19 protein-coding genes are annotated in these 18,385 nt (G+C 40.4%); 11 read left to right on the top strand and 8 right to left on the bottom strand.

Going from position 1 to position 18,385, the window contains the following annotated elements:
- Positions 1-130: 130 nt before the first annotated feature.
- From BLT41_RS04955 to BLT41_RS04945, 3 genes are read left to right on the top strand one after another with little or no spacing between them, the layout of a single operon-like run.
- Positions 131-1,813 carry a glycosyltransferase gene (locus tag BLT41_RS04955; RefSeq protein WP_092158921.1) on the top strand — a complete coding sequence of 561 codons (1,683 nt, stop codon included), beginning with the start codon at positions 131-133 and terminating at the stop codon, positions 1,811-1,813.
- An 8-nt stretch (positions 1,814-1,821) separates the two neighbouring features.
- The gene (locus BLT41_RS04950; protein WP_092158919.1) at positions 1,822-3,474 is read left to right on the top strand and encodes a glycosyltransferase; all 1,653 of its coding nucleotides are present in this window, start codon (positions 1,822-1,824) and stop codon (positions 3,472-3,474) included.
- Between the two features lie 57 nt (positions 3,475-3,531).
- Positions 3,532-3,759, top strand: a complete 228-nt coding sequence (locus BLT41_RS04945) for a YgdI/YgdR family lipoprotein (RefSeq protein ID WP_092158917.1) — start codon at positions 3,532-3,534, stop codon at positions 3,757-3,759.
- Positions 3,760-3,829: 70 nt separating this feature from the next.
- Here the strand turns inward: BLT41_RS04945 and BLT41_RS04940 are convergent, their stop codons facing one another.
- Both BLT41_RS04940 and BLT41_RS04935 read right to left on the bottom strand, forming a co-directional pair.
- Complete coding sequence (locus tag BLT41_RS04940) at positions 3,830-4,372, bottom strand: hypothetical protein (RefSeq protein ID WP_092158915.1); 543 nt, start codon at positions 4,370-4,372, stop codon at positions 3,830-3,832.
- A gap of 182 nt (positions 4,373-4,554) precedes the next feature.
- Complete coding sequence (locus BLT41_RS04935) at positions 4,555-6,741, bottom strand: glutamine synthetase III family protein (RefSeq protein WP_092158913.1); 2,187 nt, start codon at positions 6,739-6,741, stop codon at positions 4,555-4,557.
- 568 nt (positions 6,742-7,309) lie between these two features.
- On the opposite strand from BLT41_RS04935, the gene glnH reads away from it, so the two are divergent.
- The 4 genes from glnH (at position 7,310) to BLT41_RS04915 (ending at position 10,253) form a co-directional block, all read left to right on the top strand.
- Positions 7,310-8,056: a glutamine ABC transporter substrate-binding protein GlnH gene (glnH, locus tag BLT41_RS04930; protein ID WP_092158911.1), complete on the top strand. Its 747-nt coding sequence runs from the start codon at positions 7,310-7,312 to the stop codon at positions 8,054-8,056.
- A gap of 70 nt (positions 8,057-8,126) precedes the next feature.
- Positions 8,127-8,795, top strand: coding sequence for an amino acid ABC transporter permease (locus tag BLT41_RS04925; protein WP_092158909.1), 669 nt, complete (start codon positions 8,127-8,129; stop codon positions 8,793-8,795).
- A 4-nt stretch (positions 8,796-8,799) separates the two neighbouring features.
- A complete protein-coding gene (locus BLT41_RS04920; protein ID WP_092158907.1) occupies positions 8,800-9,531 on the top strand; it encodes an amino acid ABC transporter ATP-binding protein in 732 nt (243 codons plus the stop codon).
- Positions 9,532-9,677: 146 nt separating this feature from the next.
- Positions 9,678-10,253 carry an EF-hand domain-containing protein gene (locus tag BLT41_RS04915; RefSeq protein ID WP_092158905.1) on the top strand — a complete coding sequence of 192 codons (576 nt, stop codon included), beginning with the start codon at positions 9,678-9,680 and terminating at the stop codon, positions 10,251-10,253.
- Positions 10,254-10,446: 193 nt separating this feature from the next.
- Here BLT41_RS04915 and BLT41_RS04910 read toward each other — a convergent pair whose 3' ends face one another.
- From BLT41_RS04910 to BLT41_RS04900, 3 genes are all read right to left on the bottom strand, one after another.
- Entirely contained in the window at positions 10,447-10,635 is a 189-nt protein-coding gene (locus tag BLT41_RS04910; protein WP_092158903.1) for a (2Fe-2S)-binding protein, read from the bottom strand.
- Between the two features lie 61 nt (positions 10,636-10,696).
- Positions 10,697-12,010, bottom strand: coding sequence for an anaerobic C4-dicarboxylate transporter (locus BLT41_RS04905; RefSeq protein ID WP_092158901.1), 1,314 nt, complete (start codon positions 12,008-12,010; stop codon positions 10,697-10,699).
- A gap of 81 nt (positions 12,011-12,091) precedes the next feature.
- Positions 12,092-12,502 (bottom strand): bacteriohemerythrin, encoded by a 411-nt coding sequence (locus BLT41_RS04900; protein ID WP_092158899.1) that lies wholly within the window; start codon positions 12,500-12,502, stop codon positions 12,092-12,094.
- A gap of 383 nt (positions 12,503-12,885) precedes the next feature.
- Here BLT41_RS04900 and BLT41_RS04895 point away from each other — a divergent pair, with 383 nt between their 5' ends.
- Both BLT41_RS04895 and BLT41_RS17405 read left to right on the top strand, forming a co-directional pair.
- Positions 12,886-13,149: an RNA recognition motif domain-containing protein gene (locus BLT41_RS04895; RefSeq protein WP_092158897.1), complete on the top strand. Its 264-nt coding sequence runs from the start codon at positions 12,886-12,888 to the stop codon at positions 13,147-13,149.
- A 107-nt stretch (positions 13,150-13,256) separates the two neighbouring features.
- Positions 13,257-13,424 (top strand): hypothetical protein, encoded by a 168-nt coding sequence (locus BLT41_RS17405; RefSeq protein ID WP_170830309.1) that lies wholly within the window; start codon positions 13,257-13,259, stop codon positions 13,422-13,424.
- Positions 13,425-13,677: 253 nt separating this feature from the next.
- On the opposite strand, the gene BLT41_RS04890 is transcribed toward BLT41_RS17405, so the two are convergent.
- Complete coding sequence (locus BLT41_RS04890) at positions 13,678-14,106, bottom strand: nuclear transport factor 2 family protein (RefSeq protein ID WP_092158895.1); 429 nt, start codon at positions 14,104-14,106, stop codon at positions 13,678-13,680.
- Between the two features lie 224 nt (positions 14,107-14,330).
- Positions 14,331-15,035 carry an SDR family oxidoreductase gene (locus tag BLT41_RS04885; protein ID WP_092158893.1) on the bottom strand — a complete coding sequence of 235 codons (705 nt, stop codon included), beginning with the start codon at positions 15,033-15,035 and terminating at the stop codon, positions 14,331-14,333.
- A gap of 439 nt (positions 15,036-15,474) precedes the next feature.
- On the opposite strand from BLT41_RS04885, the gene BLT41_RS04880 reads away from it, so the two are divergent.
- Complete coding sequence (locus BLT41_RS04880) at positions 15,475-16,080, top strand: cytochrome c3 family protein (protein WP_170830308.1); 606 nt, start codon at positions 15,475-15,477, stop codon at positions 16,078-16,080.
- Positions 16,081-16,269: 189 nt separating this feature from the next.
- Here the strand turns inward: BLT41_RS04880 and BLT41_RS04875 are convergent, their stop codons facing one another.
- The gene (locus BLT41_RS04875; protein ID WP_092158889.1) at positions 16,270-17,172 is read right to left on the bottom strand and encodes a YitT family protein; all 903 of its coding nucleotides are present in this window, start codon (positions 17,170-17,172) and stop codon (positions 16,270-16,272) included.
- A gap of 369 nt (positions 17,173-17,541) precedes the next feature.
- Between BLT41_RS04875 and BLT41_RS04870 the strand changes: the two genes are divergently transcribed.
- Complete coding sequence (locus BLT41_RS04870) at positions 17,542-18,375, top strand: acid phosphatase (RefSeq protein ID WP_092158887.1); 834 nt, start codon at positions 17,542-17,544, stop codon at positions 18,373-18,375.
- Positions 18,376-18,385 lie beyond the last annotated feature (10 nt).

Genomic DNA, 18,385 nt, shown 5'->3' with positions numbered 1-18,385 from the left:
GAAAAAATAGGATAATGATATCCTTAATATTGGCAAGTCTTGTTTTGGGTATTTATGAATGTTTGTTGTTATTCAAAAAATGGTGATTCAACCATTGTCACACTTAGCTGAAATGATTTAAAGAAAACATATGACAAAACGAGCATATACTGTCGCGCCTGTTGAGGATTCCGGTCAATTCGTGGATGTACGAATTCTGATCGATGGCAAGGTATGGCATCTTTGGGGGCGTAAGGGTGCTGAGCGCGAAGAAGCTCTTGCGTCTGCATCTGACGGAGTCCGCGGTAAACTTCCTGTTGTTTTCGGGGCAGGATTAGGTGTTTGTATTGAGAAACTACTTGAGCGCGGTCCCGTGGCTGTCGTTGATAGCGATCCTCAAATTGCGGCGCTGACAGGTGCTGACTGTTTTCGAGATCATCCACAGGTTTTATGGCTTGATGGAGAGCCTGCGGAAGTTTTAGGCAAACTTGGTAAATGGCAGAAAGATAATGGTGAAGGCTCGTTTGACCTTATTAAAATGCCATTATATTTGCGTCTTGATCCAGATTGGTATGTACCGATTGCTAATACTCTTGAGGCTGCGGAAAAGGCTGATGCTACTCCTGATTTCTGGCAGGAAGTAAAATATCCTAAATTTCAAAATGTGAAACCCAAAGTTCTTTTTTTTAATAGGCCGTATTTTTTAACTGGTGAAATTATTTCTGCTTTGGATCGTTTAGGCATTTCTTATCGCAGTGTTGACATTGGCATGGGAGATACTGTTCGCGATGGTTTTGTTGAGGATTTGTTAAAGGCGGTTGTTGAGTTTAAGCCTGATTTTGCACTCACCGTTAATCATTTCGGGGTGGACAGAGAAGGGAAGCTGACTGACCTGCTTTTAAAGTTGAAACTGCCCTTAGCTTCATGGTTTGTGGATAATCCTCATTTAGTGCTTTATCGCTACGAAAATGTTTCATCTGAGCTTACTTCGATATTTACTTATGATGCGGGTAACTTGTCGGTAATGCGGGACAAGGGTTTTGATAATGTTTTCTATTTACCGCTTGCGACAGATCCTTGCAGATTTAAAGCAGGAAAAGCCGGTAAAGACCTTTGGCGTTCGAAAGTTTCATTTGTGGGTAATTCCATGATTGATGCGGTTTCAAGTTCGCTTGCAGATGCAAATCTGCCTACGAATCTTAGAGATAGATATCCACAGTTAGCGGCTGAATTCGGCAATGCTGACGATCTCTCCGTTGAAAAGTACTTAAAAAAAAGATATCCTGAATTGTTAGAAATTGTCGAAGAATTTCCGGCCGATGAACAAAAACTTTCGTTTGAAGCTTTGATAACATGGGAGGCGACCCGTCAATATCGTCTTTCCTGCATTGAAGCTATTCTTGATTTTAATCCACTGATTGTCGGGGATTCGGGGTGGCATGTCTTACTTGATAAAAATGGTTGGCGTTATCTTCCTTCTTTGGACTATTATGCTGATCTTCCAGCTTTTTATCCTATGTCCGATGTCAGTTTTAACTGCACCAGCAGGCAGATGAAAGGTGCGGTGAATCAGCGTATTTTTGATGTTCCTGCGTGTGGCGGGTTTATTTTGACTGATTATCGCGAGCAAATGGAGAATCTTTTTGAACCTGATAGCGAGATTATTTCCTATAGTAATGTTAAAGAAATACCTCAGATAATGGAAAGATGTCTCGGTGATAAAAAAATGAGAGAGAAAGTTAGTGCTGCCGCTCGAAAAAGGATATTATCCGAACATACTTATGAGCACAGGCTGTTAAGTCTTTTGGATAAAATGAGGAAAACCTTCGGGTAAGGATATTTATGACAGGATCTTTTTGGGATTTTTTAGACACAGAATCTCGGTATAGGCTTTTGGTTTCCGGACATGGAAAACCACATTTGATGGATACCGCCAGCAGAATTTTAAATTCCGCTGAAAACGGTAAAGAGAACGCGTCCTTAATAGATCTCGGCGTGGATCTACTTTTAACAGCGTGGGAATCCAGTCCGCTTGACGGGCAACTTGCAACTAATCTTCTTGCAATTAATCAGCAGCTTAATTTTTTACCTGTTCAGCTTGTTGAAACGCTTTCTTTTGTTTCATCAAATAATAGTGTGCCAGAAAATATAAGTTTTTTGCAGCGTCTTATTGCTAAAGACGACAAAGAAAAGCTTCTTGAATATCTAGGAAGTCAGACTGTTCGTGAACCTGAGAATATCTTTTGGTTATCTCATTTTCTTGATCTATCTTTTTTTATGGGCCGTTATGACTTGGCGCAAGATGCTGTTTCCCGGGGCTGGCCTTCAGCAATGAAAATCATTCAAAATAAGTATTCAGGTGATGTCGCTTTCTGTTCGGGCGACTATGAACTTGCCGAAAACATTTATGCCGATGTCTCTGAAGATACTCTTATTTTCGGTGAAAGCCTTTTACGGCTGGCAGAAGTACTTGATCGCATGGGCCGCAGAGAAGAAGCTATGATATTGTGGCGGGACCGGATGACAGCTCGCCCGTGGCAGGTAAATACATGGTTCAAGGTTTATGATAAAATTTTTGAAAGTACCGGAAAGAAGTTTCTCGATGGTAAAGTCGCGGTCTGCCTCTACACTTATGAGAAGGCAAAGGACTTTAATGCAACGATGGAGAGTTTAGCGAATTCACTTCTTGAAAACGTACATGTTTTTGCTCTTAATAATGGTAGTAAGGATGATACAAAACAAGTTCTAGAGCATTGGAAAGAAAAGCTCGGAGAGAGTTTAACTGTTATCAATCTGCCTGTGAATATAGGCGCTCCCGCTGCACGGAACTGGCTTAAGAATTTGGATGAGATTAAAGGGTTTGATTATGTCGCCTACCTTGATGATGACGCACTTATTCCGGAAGATTGGCAGGCTCATTTCAGCAGGGCGGTAGCCTCATATCCTGATGCTGGAGTATGGGGATGCAAGGTTGTAAATGACGGACAGGAAGAAGTTATTCAGCACGCTGATTTACATTTAAGAGAAACTCCCCGCGACTTTAAAGACAGTATGCGCGGATTTGAATTTTCTTATCTGGACCCGCACAATCAGGATCTGGATTACGGTCAGTTTGATTTTTGTAGGCCGTGCGTGTCGGTGACTGGATGTTTTCATTTGTTCAGACAGTCTGTTCTAGATGAAATCGGTGATTTTGATCTTAGATATTCACCGACTCAGTATGATGATGTTGATCATGATTTAATGCTGGCTGTTTCAGGTAAGTCTGCGGTTTATCAAGGAAGTTTGAAGGTTTTGCATAAGCGCAAATCCGGCTCAGCTATTGCTTTAAGTTCCGCGGCAAAAGGTAGCGGAGCAGGTAATATGCTTAAGCTTGAATCAAAGTATTCAACTGCGGACGCTTTAAAAATTATAAAGCATGACATTAAGAGACTGGAAAGAGACTTTACAGAAAAATCATTAAAGATTGCATCTGTGTTGCAAAGTATGGCATAAATATATCAGTACAGTTCTTTTATACAAATTTTGAAAATTATTATTAGGAGTTTAATTATGAAAAAAATTCTTGGAGTTCTTCTTGTTTGTATAGCTTTATTTGCTTTTTCAGGATGTGGCTCGACCCATTACACTGTTACAAAAACTGACGGTTCTACAATTGTATCCGTTGGTGAACCAAGCTATTCTGATAAGTCTAAAAGTTATGAGTTAAAAGATTTAGACGGGGATAAAGTGATTTTAAAACGCGAAGATGTTAAGGAAATTAAAGAAAATAAAGATTAATATCTGATTTATATGTGAGAATAAAAAAGAGGAAGTTACACTGCAACTTCCTCTTTTTTTATTTGAAAAATTAATCAACTGCTACGGTAAGTTTTTCAAAGTATGGTCTAACTGCATCAATATCTGCTTTTGGAGCCTGCATCATCGCTTTAGCTGTTTGCATCATTGAGTTCATTTGTTCTTTCATCATTTTTTTCTGTTCAGGAGGCATGTTTGGGTCAGCATCCATTTGGGCCATTGCTGCCTGCATTTCTACCATTCCGGCTGATTGTTCCTGTTCCATGGCGATTGAGACAAAAGCTTTTAATACTCTACCTGATGTTTCCGGCCATGTTTGAGCGGAAAAGCCGTTGTCCTTAATGATTTTTTTAGCCTGTGCACTATACTCATATATAAGCGCGCATTCTTTTTTCATCATGTCCGGGTCAAATACGTCTGTATTGTGACTTCCAGCTTCCTCCATTTCTGTTTCCATCTGATCCATATAAGGTTCCAGTTTTTCCATTGTGGCTATGACTCTCTCAATTTCATTTGAAGTTAAGGGGGCGGTTGCACTTACCATTGAAGCGAATGCAAGGATAAGAGTAAAAGTCAGTATTGTTTTTTTTAGCATATGATCCTCCGATTAAATTATATTTGGGATAAAGATATAAATCATACATATATATTTTTTTACATTACTCCAAGAAAAAAGAGTTGTTTTTCATGAACAACTCTTTCCGTAGGTATAAAACGCATGAAGCCCTGCTTTTTCAAGCAGGGCTTCATTTTTATGGAGGCCGGTAAGGGGCTTATTTATTTGATGAAGAGCATTTCTGAGTAGCTTGGGAGAGACCAGAGGTCATCTGCTACAACATCTTCGAGGTAGTCGGCATATTGGCGGACTTCCAGCATTGCGGGCAATGCTTTGTAGCAGAGGTAATGAGCCTGTTTTCCAACTTCGGATTCAGTGTTGTTTTCCATGATCTTCTGAAGATTAACAACTGCGGCCTGCATTTTTCTCAGGTTTTCAGTTACATCTTCAAGAACGTCGGTAGTAAAAGGTACACCGATTGTTTTCATGTTGGCACATGTTGAAGCCAACTCGTTCTGGTAGCGGACAGCACCCGGGAATATCTGAGTTTTTGCAATTTTAACAACAAGAGCGGCTTCAGTCATAATAGCCTGATTGTACTGGTCAAGGTATATTTCTTCACGGCTTTCAAGTTCTTCTTTTGTGAAGACATTGTACTTAGTGAACATTTCAATAACTTCAGGAGCAGTAATAGCTGGAATTGCTTCTGCGGATGTGGGCAGGTTAGGTAGTCCGCGTACTTCTGTTGCTTCTTTGTGCCATTCTGCTGAGTAGCCGTCGCCGTCAAAGATGATGGAACTGTGATTGTCCATAATGTCTTTGATTACTTTCTGTACAGCTGCATTAAGTTTAGATTGGTCACCTTTCGTCGCATTTTCAAGCTCAGTTGCGATAAAGTCTAAGGATTCAGCGAACATTGAGTTCAGTGCAACCTGTGGACCTGCAATGGATGCGTTGGAACCGACAGCTCTGAATTCAAAGCGGTTTCCGGTGAAAGCAAACGGGCTTGTGCGGTTACGGTCACCAGCATCTCTAGGAAGCGTAGGCAGTGTATCAACACCGACTTTCAGGAAACCGGAGCTTGTAGGAGTAGGGGAGTTGCCTTCCTGAATTTTCTGGAAAATCTCGGTGAGGTGTTTTCCAAGGAATATTGACATGATTGCAGGTGGAGCTTCGTTAGCACCAAGACGATGGTCGTTGCTTGCAGAGGCTACTACCGCGCGAAGAAGTTTGCTGTGACGATGTACAGCGCGAATTGCCGCAGCACAGAATATCAGGAACTGAGCATTTTTATGTGGATTTTCACCTGGATCAAAAAGGCTGCCGTGTCCTTCACAGCTTAGGGAGTAGTTAAGGTGTTTGCCGGAACCGTTAATTCCTGCAAAAGGTTTTTCATGCAGCAGACAAACCATACCATGTTTTTTAGCGATGCTTTTGAGGATAGTCATAAGCATCTGGTTGTGATCGGTTGCAAGGTTGGCATGTTCGTAGACCGGTGCAATTTCAAACTGTCCGGGAGCAACTTCGTTATGACGAGTTTTAACAGGTACACCCAGTTTGTACAGTTCGTGCTCAGCATCCATCATAAAAGAAAGGACGCGGCGGGGAATTGCTCCAAAATAATGATCGTCCAGTTCCTGACCTTTAGCAGGTTTGGCTCCGAAAAGTGTCCGTCCGGCAAGCTGGAGGTCGGGGCGGGCAAAGTAAAAGTTTCTATCTATAAGGAAGTATTCCTGCTCTGCACCGGCGTTGGAGGTAACACGGTTTCCGGATTTGTCTCCGAAAATTTTTAAAATGCGCTGTGCCTGAGTATTTATAACCTGATTTGCTCTGAGCAGAGGAGTCTTTTTATCAAGAGCTTCTCCTTTCCAAGATACAAACGCAGTCGGAATGCAAAGGAAAGTTCCGTTTGGGTTTTCCAGAATGTATGCGGGGCTTGTCACATCCCAAGCTGTGTAACCGCGAGCTTCAAATGTGGTGCGCAGTCCACCGTTAGGGAAGCTGGATGCGTCCGGTTCACCCTGAATGAGTAGTTTTCCTTCAAATTCAGCGATAGCGCTTCCTTTTCCGTCAGGGCTGAGGAATCCATCATGTTTTTCTGCAGTCGACCCTGTGAGAGGGTAGAATACATGAGTATAATGAGTTGCGCCTTTCGACATAGCCCATTCTTTCATTGCGTAGGCAACAGTGTCGGCTATCGAAGGATCAATTGCTTCCCCATGCTCGATAGTTTTCTTGAGAGATTTGTATATTCCTTTAGGAAGTCTCTCTTTCATTACTTTATCGTTGAAAACATTGCAGCCGAAAAGATCTGTCGGTTTAATATCCGCGAAGTTTAGCGTAGTTGAAGGAGGGGTATAGTTAGTTACCGCTGTGATTGCGTTCTGACGAGACTTGTTCGAACTCATTTGAAAAAGCTCCTTGATATTATTTAAAATTGATCTCCGATTGTACGGAGTTTTGATACTTATTTGCAAAAATTTAGTTTAATTAAAGCATAGAGTGTGCCTAAATGTTTATTTTGTTTAAAAACAGATACTTACTTTAATATGGGGAGTTTTGTCTTAGTCTTTTTTTTACAAAAATGTATAAAACAGAAGTGGTTTAGCTGTTTAAATATACATTAATGTTATTTTTTTAAAATCTACTTAAAATTGCATGGTATCAATATTACAATTTTGTCAGGCTGGCGGAGTGGTGTTTTAAGCTATAATTTGTCTGCAATTTAATTTTGTATGTTATGATAGTTTTTTATAAATTGGAATGTTTATAAAATATTAAATTTGATTCGTTTTTTATTCTTTTAGTGGATTCATTTTTTATTCAGTTGTTCTTGAAATCTTGAAATTTTGAAATAATAGTGCTAATATTTAAAAATTACGTGTAATTTGCCTCAAATAATTGAGGCATGCGGATCAATCTTCATTGGTAAAATATGAAGATTCTTAAAAAAACAATGCCAGTTTTGGAGGTTTTATGAAAAATTTGTTGTCACTTATTGTTGCTGCGCTGTTAACAGTATTGATGGTCGGATCAGCTTTTGCTGATAAAATAACTGTTGCCTGTGATACCAGTTTTCCTCCTTTTGAATTTAAAGATCCTGAAACTGGAAAGCATACAGGGTTTGATGTTGAGCTTTGGGACGCAATTGCAAAAAAAATCGGAGCTGATTATACATTACAGCCTATGGATTTTAATGGAATTATTCCCGGACTCCAGTCCAATCAGGTTGATGTAGGTATTGCCGGAATGACCATTAAACCTGCTCGTTCCAAAGTTGTCGACTTTTCAGATCCTTATTACAATGCAGGTCTTTTGATTCTCGTTAAAGATGGCGAAAATTCCATTAAAGACATTAAAGATCTGAAAGGAAAAATTGTAGCAACTAAACTCGGAACTACTTCCGCTGATTTCGTTAAAGCTAACAGCGGCGCTAAAGAAGTTAAACTTTTCCCCAACAGTGACGCAATGTTCATGGAGCTTATGGCTGGCGGTGCTGACGCAGTAATGTTCGATTCTCCTGTTATCGGAGATTACGCACGTAAGGCTTCCAAAGGTCAGGTCAAAGTTGTTGGTCCTTTATATCAGGGGCAGTCTTACGGAATCGCTTTCCCTAAAGGCAGCAAGCTTGTAACAAAGGTTAATACTGCTCTGAAAGATCTTCGCGACAGTGGTGAATACCGCACACTTTATATTAAATGGTTTGGATCCGAGCCTAAATAATATTAGTTTTTTTGTTAATTATAGGGCGACTTCATAGGTCGCCCTCATTCTTTTAAAAGATAGAGGCAGTATGGCGTTTGTATTTGAAACTTCAGTGTTCTGGGATACTTTTCCCATGCTCATGCGTGGTCTTAAACTTACTGTTGAGATCGCTGTTGGGGGATTATTTTTCGGGTTTATACTCGGAAGTCTTGCAGGTTTAATGAAACTGGCACGGTCCCTTTTTGTAAGAAAACTTGCCGGAATTTATGTTGAAGCGATTCGCGGAACTCCGATGCTGGTTCAAGCAATGTTTCTTTATTACGGGATTCCAATGGCTGTAGGCATAAGAATAGCACCGATTACTGCCGGTATTATCATTATTGCCATTAATTCCGGTGCGTATATAGCTGAAATTGTGCGCGGTGCTGTGCAGTCCATTAATCCCGGACAGGTTGAGGCCGGACGTTCTATAGGTCTCACCCGTTCCCAGACAATGCTTTATGTTGTTTGGCCTCAGGCGTTGAAGCGTATGATTCCTCCTTTGGGTAATCAGTTTATCATCAGTCTGAAAGATACTTCTTTATTGATGGTTATCGGTGTCGGTGAGCTTATGAGAACAGGGCAGGAGATTACTTCCGTCAATTTCAGGGCGTTTGAAGTTTATCTGGCTGTTGCATGTGTGTACCTTGTCATGACTCTTTCAATTGCACAGGGTATGAAAATGTTGGAAAAAAAGCTTAACACCACCCGGAGATAATATTGTGATTAAAATTAAAAATTTACATAAAAATTTCGGGATGCTGCAAGTTATTAAAGGGATTAACTTACACGTTAAATCCGGCGAAGTCGTTTGCATAATCGGTCCTTCGGGATCAGGTAAATCCACCGTTTTAAGGTGTATCAATAAGCTTGAGGTTCCCAGTTCCGGTACTATTGAAGTAGACGGTTATGATATCATGGACAAGCAGACGAACATTAATAAAGTTCGTACTGAAGCTGGTATGGTTTTTCAGCAGTTTAATCTTTTTCCTCATATGACTATTTTGGAAAATGTTACTTTGGGGCCTCTTAAAGTCCGCAATATGAGCAAAGGTGATGCTAACGCATTAGGCTTAAAGCTTCTTGATAAAGTCGGTTTGAAAGAAAAAGCTATTAATTTCCCAGATCAGCTTTCCGGCGGACAGAAACAGCGTGTTGCCATTGCCAGATCGCTTGCATTGCAGCCCAAGGTTATTCTTTTTGACGAACCGACATCTGCTTTAGACCCTGAGCTTGTTGGTGAAGTTCTGGACGTAATGCAGAAGTTGGCCAAAGAGGGCATGACTATGATCGTGGTTACTCACGAAATGGGTTTTGCTAAAGAAGTTGCCGACAGAGTTATCTTTATTGATGAGGGAGTTATTCAAGAAGAGGGTTCTCCTCAAGAATTTTTCAGTAACCCTAAGAATCCAAGATTGAAGGATTTTTTAGGAAAAGTTGTTTCCCATCTTTAGTTTTTTATCTTTATTTTTGCTTAAGGCGGCTTACCTTACGGTGGCCGTCTTTTTTTTTGTCCAACCTGATAAAAGCTTGACTGAGTCTTGTATATGCTCAATAAGATTAAAGTAATCCTGAACTTTAAAATTGTGGAGTAATTTTTATGAAGAAATTTTTATGTTGCAGCCTCGTAGCTCTGGTTTTCATGATGTTTAGTGCAATGGCATTTGCGGCTGGTGCACCTGAATTGCGCGGTACATGGGGTGGTGCGGTTAAGCTGATCACCAAGGACGGCGATATTAGAGAGAATAAGGCTGTTTTTGTTATCAATAAACAAGATGGAACTATGTTTTCCGGTTATAAAATCTGGTTTGCCGATAAAAATGATAATGCGGAGACAGAACCATTCTGTGGTATTATTGATGCAGATGGAACCCGTCTGTATCTTGCAGAAGGTGAAGACGGATATCTTCAGGGTGAAATAACTGGAAAACAGACGATGTCGTTGTACTATCTTGAAAGCGGTAGAAAAGCTAAAGCTATCAAGTATAATCTTGAGAGAGTTCGTTTTACCAGAGGGTTTATTGAGATCGATAAAGATGGGAATAAAACTATAATCCGTTCCGAAATTGTGAATGTTTATCCTCTTAATGCTGAACGTATTATGCGCGAAGCTGATGTTAATAAAGACGGAAAACTCAGCAAAACAGAATGGGAAAATTGGAAAAACGGAAAATAATTTCAGAAAAAATAGATTTTATTTAGGCGCAATCGTGAAGATTGCGCCTTTTTTTTGTGAAAAAAGTGAGTTTTAAATTGAATTAAAGGTAAAATTAAGAGTGAAAACTATCGATGATAATGAAAATTCAGAGTGTTTTTAGATTCAAGTTTGATGTCTCCTTACCAAGGAGAGCATTGATTTCTACCGAACATCACCTTCCGCGAGGGTTCATTTCTTTGCAACGTGCGGCGATACACGCTCCGGTTACTTCTTTTATTGCAGCCAAAGAAGTAGCTCCGTTCGAAATAGCTTCGTTAATCTGGCCTTTTGTAATGTTTGAGCAATAGCAGACAATTTCATTTTCTGGCGCGAGAAGGATGTCTTTAGTGAATACCGTCATTAATTCTCCATCATATATATAGATAAAATCCCGATGTTAATTTTTAACACCGGGCTTTATCTCAGTTTAAGAAAATTATCTGTGCAAGGAAATAACCGATAACTGTGGCTGTTCCAACGCCTATTAAGCCTGGAAACATAAAGCTGTGGTTCAATACGTATTTCCCAATGTGAGTTGTGCCTGTGCGGTCAAAACTGATCGCAGCAAGATCACTCGGGTAGAAGGGGAAGAAGAAGTAGGCATAGCAGGATGGCAGAACCCCGATAAGAACTTCTTTAGGAATACCCAATGAGAATCCCAGCGGGAGCATAATCGTTAATACTGCGGCCTGACTTTTTAGGAACATAGAGACAAGAAACATGGCTATGGCGAATGTCCAAGGATACAAATGAACCATTTCACTGATCAGACCTATGAGATATGGTTTATTATAACTGATGATGGTGTCGCTCATCCATGCGATACCGAAGATGGTAATTACGGCGGTCATTCCAGCTATGAATACACTGCTGTTAACTATTGTTTTAGGGGAAATATTAGTCATCAGGACAATGATTGCTCCGACTGAGAGCATCATAAACTGGATGGCTACTGACATTGTGACGCCTTCTGGAAGCAGGTGTTTGTTGAATAGCGCAAGAATTATAACTGCTAGAATTCCCAGAAGGAAGACCGTCAGTCCTTTTTTTCCTGTTGAGGCAATTTCGGTGGAGGTAGAGTCTATGTCTTCAACTTCACGTCTAAATTCAGGGTCTTTCATCTTTATCTGAAAATCTTCGTCCTTGTCTAAATCTTTACCGCGTTTAAGGCTCCATGTTGCTGCTGTGAGCATTCCAATGAAGGTCGCAGGAATGGTGACCATAAGAATGTTAACCAGATTTATATCAAGGTTGTTGTCTGCGGCCGTGGCTAGAACGACTGCCGCAGCGGCTGCAATAGGGCTGGCGGTTATGCCCATTTGTGATGCAACTGTAGAAACGGCTAAAGCGCGCTCAGGGCGGATTCCGTTTTTATAAGCAACATCGTAGATGACAGGCAGAAGGGGGTATACAGAGTGTCCGGTTCCGACCAGCACCGTAAGCGAGAAAGTGCAAATAGGGCCTAAATATACAATGTATTCAGGATGTTTACGTAAAAGTTTTTCTGCATATTTTACAAGAAGGCTAAGTCCTCCCGTTGCTTCAAGCGTTGCCGAAGCTGCGACAACAGCCAGAATGATGAGCATGACGCTGACAGGAGGATTGCCTGGTTTTATGCCGAATGCGAAAACTAGAACGGCGACTCCGAGTCCTCCGAGCAGACCGAAGGCCACTCCTCCATAGCGGATACCGATAAATATTATTACAAGCAGTAAAAGAAGATGAACCCAGAACATAAATCCTCCTTTTTATTGTATATACTGCTTATTAATAATGTATAGAGATATTTAAAGCAAGCTAAGAGGCTTTACTTGTGGCTACCTAACTCCTTTATCCATTAGAAATGATCCAAATTGCTTGTCAGTAACGAGTATATGGTTTTTCAGCCAGTCTGCGAGATATTTAAAAACTTTATATGGATCCAGTGCGTTATTGTCTGCATCCATCATGTTATCCGCAGAAGCTACATATATCATGAAGTGGTTATGCTGTTTTCTATGGTTTTCAGTCTCGGGGTAGGTGTAATGTTTCATGAACATCTCTTCGGTTGAAAAATGATCCATGGCATATTGACGCATTTCTGAAATCAATTCTAAAAGCACTTTCTGTTCTTCCATCTTTTCGATTGAATCATAAGCTTTGTTAATCATCCCTATAAGAACTTTATGCTCATTATCGATTTTTTTGATTCCAATTGAATAATTATCATTCCAAGAGAGTAAGGCCATATTTAATTCCTCATGTTGTTTCAGTTAGTGTTATGCCTATCTGAGGAGTAAATCAATATACTATAAGTCCTATCTTATTGGGTAGATACATCCTTTAATACTAAGAAAGATGTCGCGGATGTGTTTTGATTGTGAGTTGTTTCAGAGACAAATAGTGAAGTTTTTTAAAATAAAAAATAATATGTCTTGACATTTTTGGGTCGTTGATAGAGAACTTTCCTCTATACACTAGTAACGCACGTGGAGGCGCGGTCTGAATGTGACCGAAGCTAGTTTAAAATGAACAGGTATATCGAGGAGCAATGTGTGCATCTTGTACACTGCTCCTTTTTTTGTTGGCGCGAAAGCGTCAGCGTCTCATCAATTTTTTAGGAGAATATATAATGTCTAAAAAACTTTATGTCGGAAATTTGCCTTGGTCTGCTACTGAAGATGATCTTCGCGCTGCTTTTGAAGCTTACGGTGAAGTTATTTCTATCAATCTTATCGAAGACCGTGAAACTGGTCGTCCTCGTGGTTTCGGCTTTGTCGAAATGGATGACGCCGGTGCTCTTGAAGTTATCGACAACATGGACGGAAAAGATTTCGGCGGACGTAACCTTAAGGTTAACGAAGCTAAACCACGTGAAGAACGTCCACGCTGGTAGTCTGAATTTCTAAGTTTTAGTCCGGTATCCGGCGCCCGTCTCTCTTTCGGGAGGCGGGCGTTTTTTGTTTTTGTTTTTTCGATTGACAGTTTAACTAGGAGAGATCATTGCCGCCTAATCGTAATTATAAATTTGAGAAGCGCCAGAAAGATTTGGCAAAAATGAAAAAGAAAGAAGAAAAGAAGCAACGCCAATTAGCAAAGAAGCAAGCAAGCCAAGATGAAAATGGTGCAGCTGTTGCTGAAAATGAAGAAAATAACGCGGTGACGGATTAAATGTCTGGTCTGAAGTTAAGAACTGATTCATCCGGTTCAAGATATTCTTTGAACCGGATGAATAGTGTCGTTTCAATAAAATCTATCTAATAAAGTAAAATCTTTTTTAGATCTCTTTCTCTCCTTGCTATAATAGATATTTCTTTAAGTTTGATCCAACAGCCTTTCCATCTTTCCAAATTTTCACTTTACGTGACGAACTCCGTTTTTCATACGATGCTTAGGGATATCTTTACGGTAAATCTATGCAAATCTAGCCGCGGTTGAAATATACTTTAGTGGACTCTTCTTCTTCTGCGATCAAGCGTGCAACCATGTTTGAGTCGAGGTATGCTCGAACGCGGACAATTTTTTTATCTCTGAATTCAATAATCCAACAATATTGGTTATCAAAATCCCATCCACTTTTGGCCTGCGATGTTGCTTGTAATTCAACTATTGCAGTGTCTCCGTCTATGAAGACTGTTTTTAAAACCAATTGAATCGGGGCAGTGAGACAGGGTGCCAGCCGTTTGAATGTATTTTGGCGGAAATCCTCAAGACTGGTATAGTGACCTGCCAATGGGTGCGTTCCCATAACTGTCCAGTCTACATTTGCACTGACATTGGCAAAAAAGGAATCGGCATCACCGTTTTCCAAATGCTTGAATAGGTTTCGCACTTCTTCTTTTGTGATTTTCATATTTTTCTCCTTTATAGTTGTGGAGCTTCTTTTAATAATAGCTTTGCGGTGTTTTTGAGTCAAAGAGTTTTGACTTTTTTTAAGTGCTTCTGATCGAAACATGATTAAAACGCGATTGAGATGTGAAAAAAGATTTGCTTACTTCAAAAAAAGAGGCCGGATTAAAATCCGGCCTCTTTTTTTATAACATCAATTAATGTTGAGAGCTTATTTGCTATGAACAATTAAACTGATCGAGTAATCCCGCCATCAACGCGCAGGTTTTGACCTGTTATATAGCTTGATTTATCAGATGCAAGGAAGGCTATCGCTTCGGCAATTTCTTCTACTTTTCCATAGCGGCCCATAGGAATGCGGTTACGCCTTTCGTCTTTTTCGGGGAGACTGTCGATGAAGCCGGGCAATACGTTGTTCATTCTAATCGAGCTTGATGCGTACTGATCCGCAAATAGTTTGGTAAACGCCGCAAGGCCGGAGCGGAAGACTCCTGAAGTCGGGAAAAGAGGTTCCGGTTCGAAGCAGGCGTATGTTGAAATATTAACAATTGAGCCGCTTCCCTGTTTAAGCATGATCGGAGTTACAAGTCTGGCTACACGAATGACATTAAGCAGATAAACTTCCATACCTGTCATCCAGTCCTCATCGGACATTGCGAGAATATCACCTTTGGGACCATGTCCCGCGCTGTTGACGGCAACATCAATGCGTCCCCATTTATCCATAGTACCCTTAATCAGGGTGGCGAGATCTTCAGGTGATCTGTTTGAACCGGTTACGCCGAATCCGCCAAGCTCTTTTGCGAGAGCCTCGCCTTTACCGGAAGAAGACAGGATCGCGATTTCATAACCTTCAGCGGCTAATTTGCGGGCTGCGCCAGCACCCATGCCACTTCCGCCTGCTGTGATAATTGCAACTTTATTTTGAGACATTATATTACTCCTTTCGTGATTAATTGTTTGAATTGCGGGTAGCGTCCAATCTATTTATGTTTATACTTAGTTTATTTATGTGGCAACTTTTGAAGTGAGCCGTTTTTATTTTGCATTAAATTAATTTACGCACTTGCCTAATATTGGCAGGTGCGTTTTTCAATGAAATTGAGCTGTTCATGACTCTTAAAAGAAATTTATTGTGTAGTCTTAATTGGATGAAAGTGTCTGTAAATTAAAGACAAAATAACTCGTTCTAGAGTTGTTGAGATAAAGTCTAGATGAGTTGATTTATTATGCAACAGTTGATGTTTTTTTGTTCTAATAGACAGTAATAAAGGTGTTAATTTGAAAAATATGATGATTTGATTTTTTTTACATATAGGTTACATAGCTGCTAATGCTGAAATTAATTTTTTTGGTTTTAATGGAGGGTAAGATGAGGAAGAGGATGTTGCTTTTTGTTTTTGTTATTGTTCTTTCTATTTCCTGTTATGCTATATTTGCTGTTGCAGCAGGGCCGCATGATGAAGGTTGTACAGACTGTCACAGTACTCACTATGCTAAAGGTGAATACATTATCGGTGTAGAACCTTTTAAAGTTAATAATCCTTCTCGTACAAGGAATACACGTACATCTCAGGGGATTGATTCCCTCTGTTTAGGTTGTCATAATGATGGTGAAGGCATTCTGCCTGTTAACCTTCATTCCACTCATCCTACCGGTGTTAAACCTATGTATGCAAAAGTTCCGAAACAATTGCTTTGGGATGGAGTTTTGACCTGTTCAAGCTGTCATGATCCGCACCCTAACAACGCAAATTACAAGTATCTTATTGTTCCTACTAAGGAAGGAAAAGATATGGGATTATTTTGTGGGCAGTGTCATCCAAGGCAGTCTGACAAGCAAGTTATGTCTAAGGTCAGTAAGATGAAGATGACATTTGATCCAGTGATAGCACCTATTATCAAATTCAAGCAGAAAGCTCCGGTTCCGGTTAAAAAGACAACCAGACCTGCTCCGGCTACCAAGCCTGCTCAGTAAATTCATTAGAAAATTGAGACATCTTCCGACTGACGGTACATGGGGTGTTGCTGTCGGGTTTTAAAGCGGAGTTTGTTTCGGCCTGTCGGGGGATTTTTAAGGCAGGCCTGTTAAAATTCAAGAACAAAGTTTTATTCAGCAGAGCCTGAACGTTTCCGTTATATGGAAACGTTCAGGCTTTATTTCTTATTAATAAACTTTTCGTTTTGAAAAACTTGATCCCACTACTGAGAAAGTATTTTCAACGATGAACAGGACATTATCATCATGGCTGAAGGCTATTTCTTCTAATTTTTTTAACTGAACATTATTAACAACAGTCATAAGAATATTTTTTTCCTGCTTAGAATAGGCTCCGAAGCCTTTAAGAAATGTACCGCTCTGTTTTAAGGTATTAAGAATGTCATTACTGATTTCTTCTGCTTTATCCGAAATAATAAAGACCACCTTACGTTGGTTGAATAATGACAACGTTTTTTCGACAGCGATCGCGGATATAAAAACCAAAATCAGCGAAGCAATAATAAGATCCAATGACATTTCTAGCAAACTGATACTGAACAGAATAAAGTTGAATATAATATAAACTTTACCGATGCCGATGTTGAACCTTTGAAAAAGATATACAGCGATAACATCAAGTCCACCGTTTGAGCCTAAAGATCGCAACACAATACCAGACCCGAATCCTGTTATTAATCCGCAAGCTACACTGGCATAAAGCTGACTCTCAACGTACATGGGGATGTTGATCAGTTCATAAAATCCTGTTGCAGCAATAGTTGCATATGCGCTGTACCAGAAAAAACGTCGGCTTACTTTTATCCACGCAAACACAAAAAGCGGTACGTTTAGAATAAGGAAAAGCCAACCCGGCGATAGAATTCCAGTTTTATAGTAAATTAAAGATGCCAAACCGAAGATTCCGCCGGGAATAAACTCATGCGGAACAGCTAGGCTTCTAAGTCCGATTCCGACCAAAAGAGAACCGACTGTTATCAGCATTAAATTCCACCAAAATGAGTACGTGAAATCGAGGCTGAATGAAGAACCTTTACCAAGAGGATGTAGTATCTGTTTTTTGTCAGACATTATATTTATATACTCTTTAGACTCGTCACAAAGTGGATGTGAATAAATTGTTGTAACTAGCAGTTATTGTTGGTTATTTACTGCTGGCTTTTAAGCTTAAATCAAGGACATAGTCGCTTAACAAATTGGGGTGGAAATGTCCGTTTTTTGTTGCCCAAACTCTTGCGCCTTTTTATGGCAGGAAGTCAACAGAATTTGTGAGATTTTTTACGGTTTGTGCCGATAGCAGGCCACAACAGATAATTTTAAATTATATGCTTCACGCTGCTCTCTAAAAGTGTGTATAAAGTTGTATATATTTTTTAATCGTATCAATAAGCCCGTGTTTATGTGCGTGCGTATTGAAATGTAAATTGAGAGGAGTACAATATGGTTTTGTATAAACATGCAAAGGTAATCGCAGCCATTTTATTTGCTGTATTAATCAACGCGGGATGTATCAAACAAGCCCCACCGTCTGTGGTTCCGGAAATTCGCCCGGGTGTTTTGCAAGGATATCTTGTGAAGGATGATTACCCTGATTCTCTGGCGCTGTTACCGCCTCCTCCTGAAAAAGGGAGCGTTGGGTTTGCCATGGATGAGGCTATCAGTAAAAAAGCACTTGGACTTCAGGATACCAGCCGCTTTGCTTTAGCTGCCAAGGATGCCGAGCTCATATTCCCGGAAGCGGCTCAAGTATATTCCTGCACTTTGGGTATTCCTATATCGGAAGAACATACACCTCATCTTTACATGCTCCTTCGTCGTGTTCTGGCTGATGCCGGACTGACAACATACGCAGCCAAAGATCATTATAATCGGGCGCGTCCGTTTGTGATAAACGGATTTCCGACATGTACCCCGGATGAAGAAGAGCACCTTTCCCATGACGGTTCGTATCCCTCCGGGCATACCGCAGTAGGCTGGGCCTGGGCACTGGTTTTGACTGAAGTCGTACCAGAACAGGCAGACGCTATTTTGCAACGTGGTCGAGCCTATGGAGAAAGTCGCATCGCATGCAACGTACATTGGTATAGTGATGTGGTTGCCGGACGAATGATTGGTGCGGCAGCCGTAGCCCGAATGCATGGTAATGCCGAGTTTAGAGAGGCGGTTGAAGCAGCCAGAAACGAAGTCATCGAAATACGCAAGCTCGGCTTGTCACCTTCACTGAATTGTCAGGCCGAAAAGGAAGCTTTGAAAATTGTAATTCATTTACAATAACGTATTACTT

Origin of the sequence: Maridesulfovibrio ferrireducens, assembly GCF_900101105.1 — a bacterium.
GTDB lineage: Bacteria > Desulfobacterota > Desulfovibrionia > Desulfovibrionales > Desulfovibrionaceae > Maridesulfovibrio > Maridesulfovibrio ferrireducens.
The sequence above is the reverse complement of the archived record's forward strand: the minus strand, read 5'-3'. Positions and strand labels throughout refer to the sequence as shown.

Excerpts from the sequence above, each read along its gene's own strand:
- BLT41_RS04875 (WP_092158889.1), bottom strand. The coding sequence starts at position 17,172 with ATGTCTGACAAAAAACAGATACTACATCCTCTTGGTAAAGGTTCTTCA.
- BLT41_RS04910 (WP_092158903.1), bottom strand. The coding sequence starts at position 10,635 with ATGACGGTATTCACTAAAGACATCCTTCTCGCGCCAGAAAATGAAATT.
- BLT41_RS04890 (WP_092158895.1), bottom strand. The coding sequence starts at position 14,106 with ATGAAAATCACAAAAGAAGAAGTGCGAAACCTATTCAAGCATTTGGAA.
- BLT41_RS04895 (WP_092158897.1), top strand. The coding sequence starts at position 12,886 with ATGTCTAAAAAACTTTATGTCGGAAATTTGCCTTGGTCTGCTACTGAA.
- BLT41_RS04885 (WP_092158893.1), bottom strand. The coding sequence starts at position 15,035 with ATGTCTCAAAATAAAGTTGCAATTATCACAGCAGGCGGAAGTGGCATG.
- BLT41_RS04935 (WP_092158913.1), bottom strand. The coding sequence starts at position 6,741 with ATGAGTTCGAACAAGTCTCGTCAGAACGCAATCACAGCGGTAACTAAC.
- BLT41_RS04870 (WP_092158887.1), top strand. The coding sequence starts at position 17,542 with ATGGTTTTGTATAAACATGCAAAGGTAATCGCAGCCATTTTATTTGCT.
- BLT41_RS04915 (WP_092158905.1), top strand. The coding sequence starts at position 9,678 with ATGAAGAAATTTTTATGTTGCAGCCTCGTAGCTCTGGTTTTCATGATG.
- glnH (WP_092158911.1), top strand. The coding sequence starts at position 7,310 with ATGAAAAATTTGTTGTCACTTATTGTTGCTGCGCTGTTAACAGTATTG.
- BLT41_RS04945 (WP_092158917.1), top strand. The coding sequence starts at position 3,532 with ATGAAAAAAATTCTTGGAGTTCTTCTTGTTTGTATAGCTTTATTTGCT.
- BLT41_RS04950 (WP_092158919.1), top strand. The coding sequence starts at position 1,822 with ATGACAGGATCTTTTTGGGATTTTTTAGACACAGAATCTCGGTATAGG.
- BLT41_RS04880 (WP_170830308.1), top strand. The coding sequence starts at position 15,475 with ATGAGGAAGAGGATGTTGCTTTTTGTTTTTGTTATTGTTCTTTCTATT.
- BLT41_RS04940 (WP_092158915.1), bottom strand. The coding sequence starts at position 4,372 with ATGCTAAAAAAAACAATACTGACTTTTACTCTTATCCTTGCATTCGCT.
- BLT41_RS04905 (WP_092158901.1), bottom strand. The coding sequence starts at position 12,010 with ATGTTCTGGGTTCATCTTCTTTTACTGCTTGTAATAATATTTATCGGT.
- BLT41_RS04900 (WP_092158899.1), bottom strand. The coding sequence starts at position 12,502 with ATGGCCTTACTCTCTTGGAATGATAATTATTCAATTGGAATCAAAAAA.
- BLT41_RS04925 (WP_092158909.1), top strand. The coding sequence starts at position 8,127 with ATGGCGTTTGTATTTGAAACTTCAGTGTTCTGGGATACTTTTCCCATG.
- BLT41_RS04955 (WP_092158921.1), top strand. The coding sequence starts at position 131 with ATGACAAAACGAGCATATACTGTCGCGCCTGTTGAGGATTCCGGTCAA.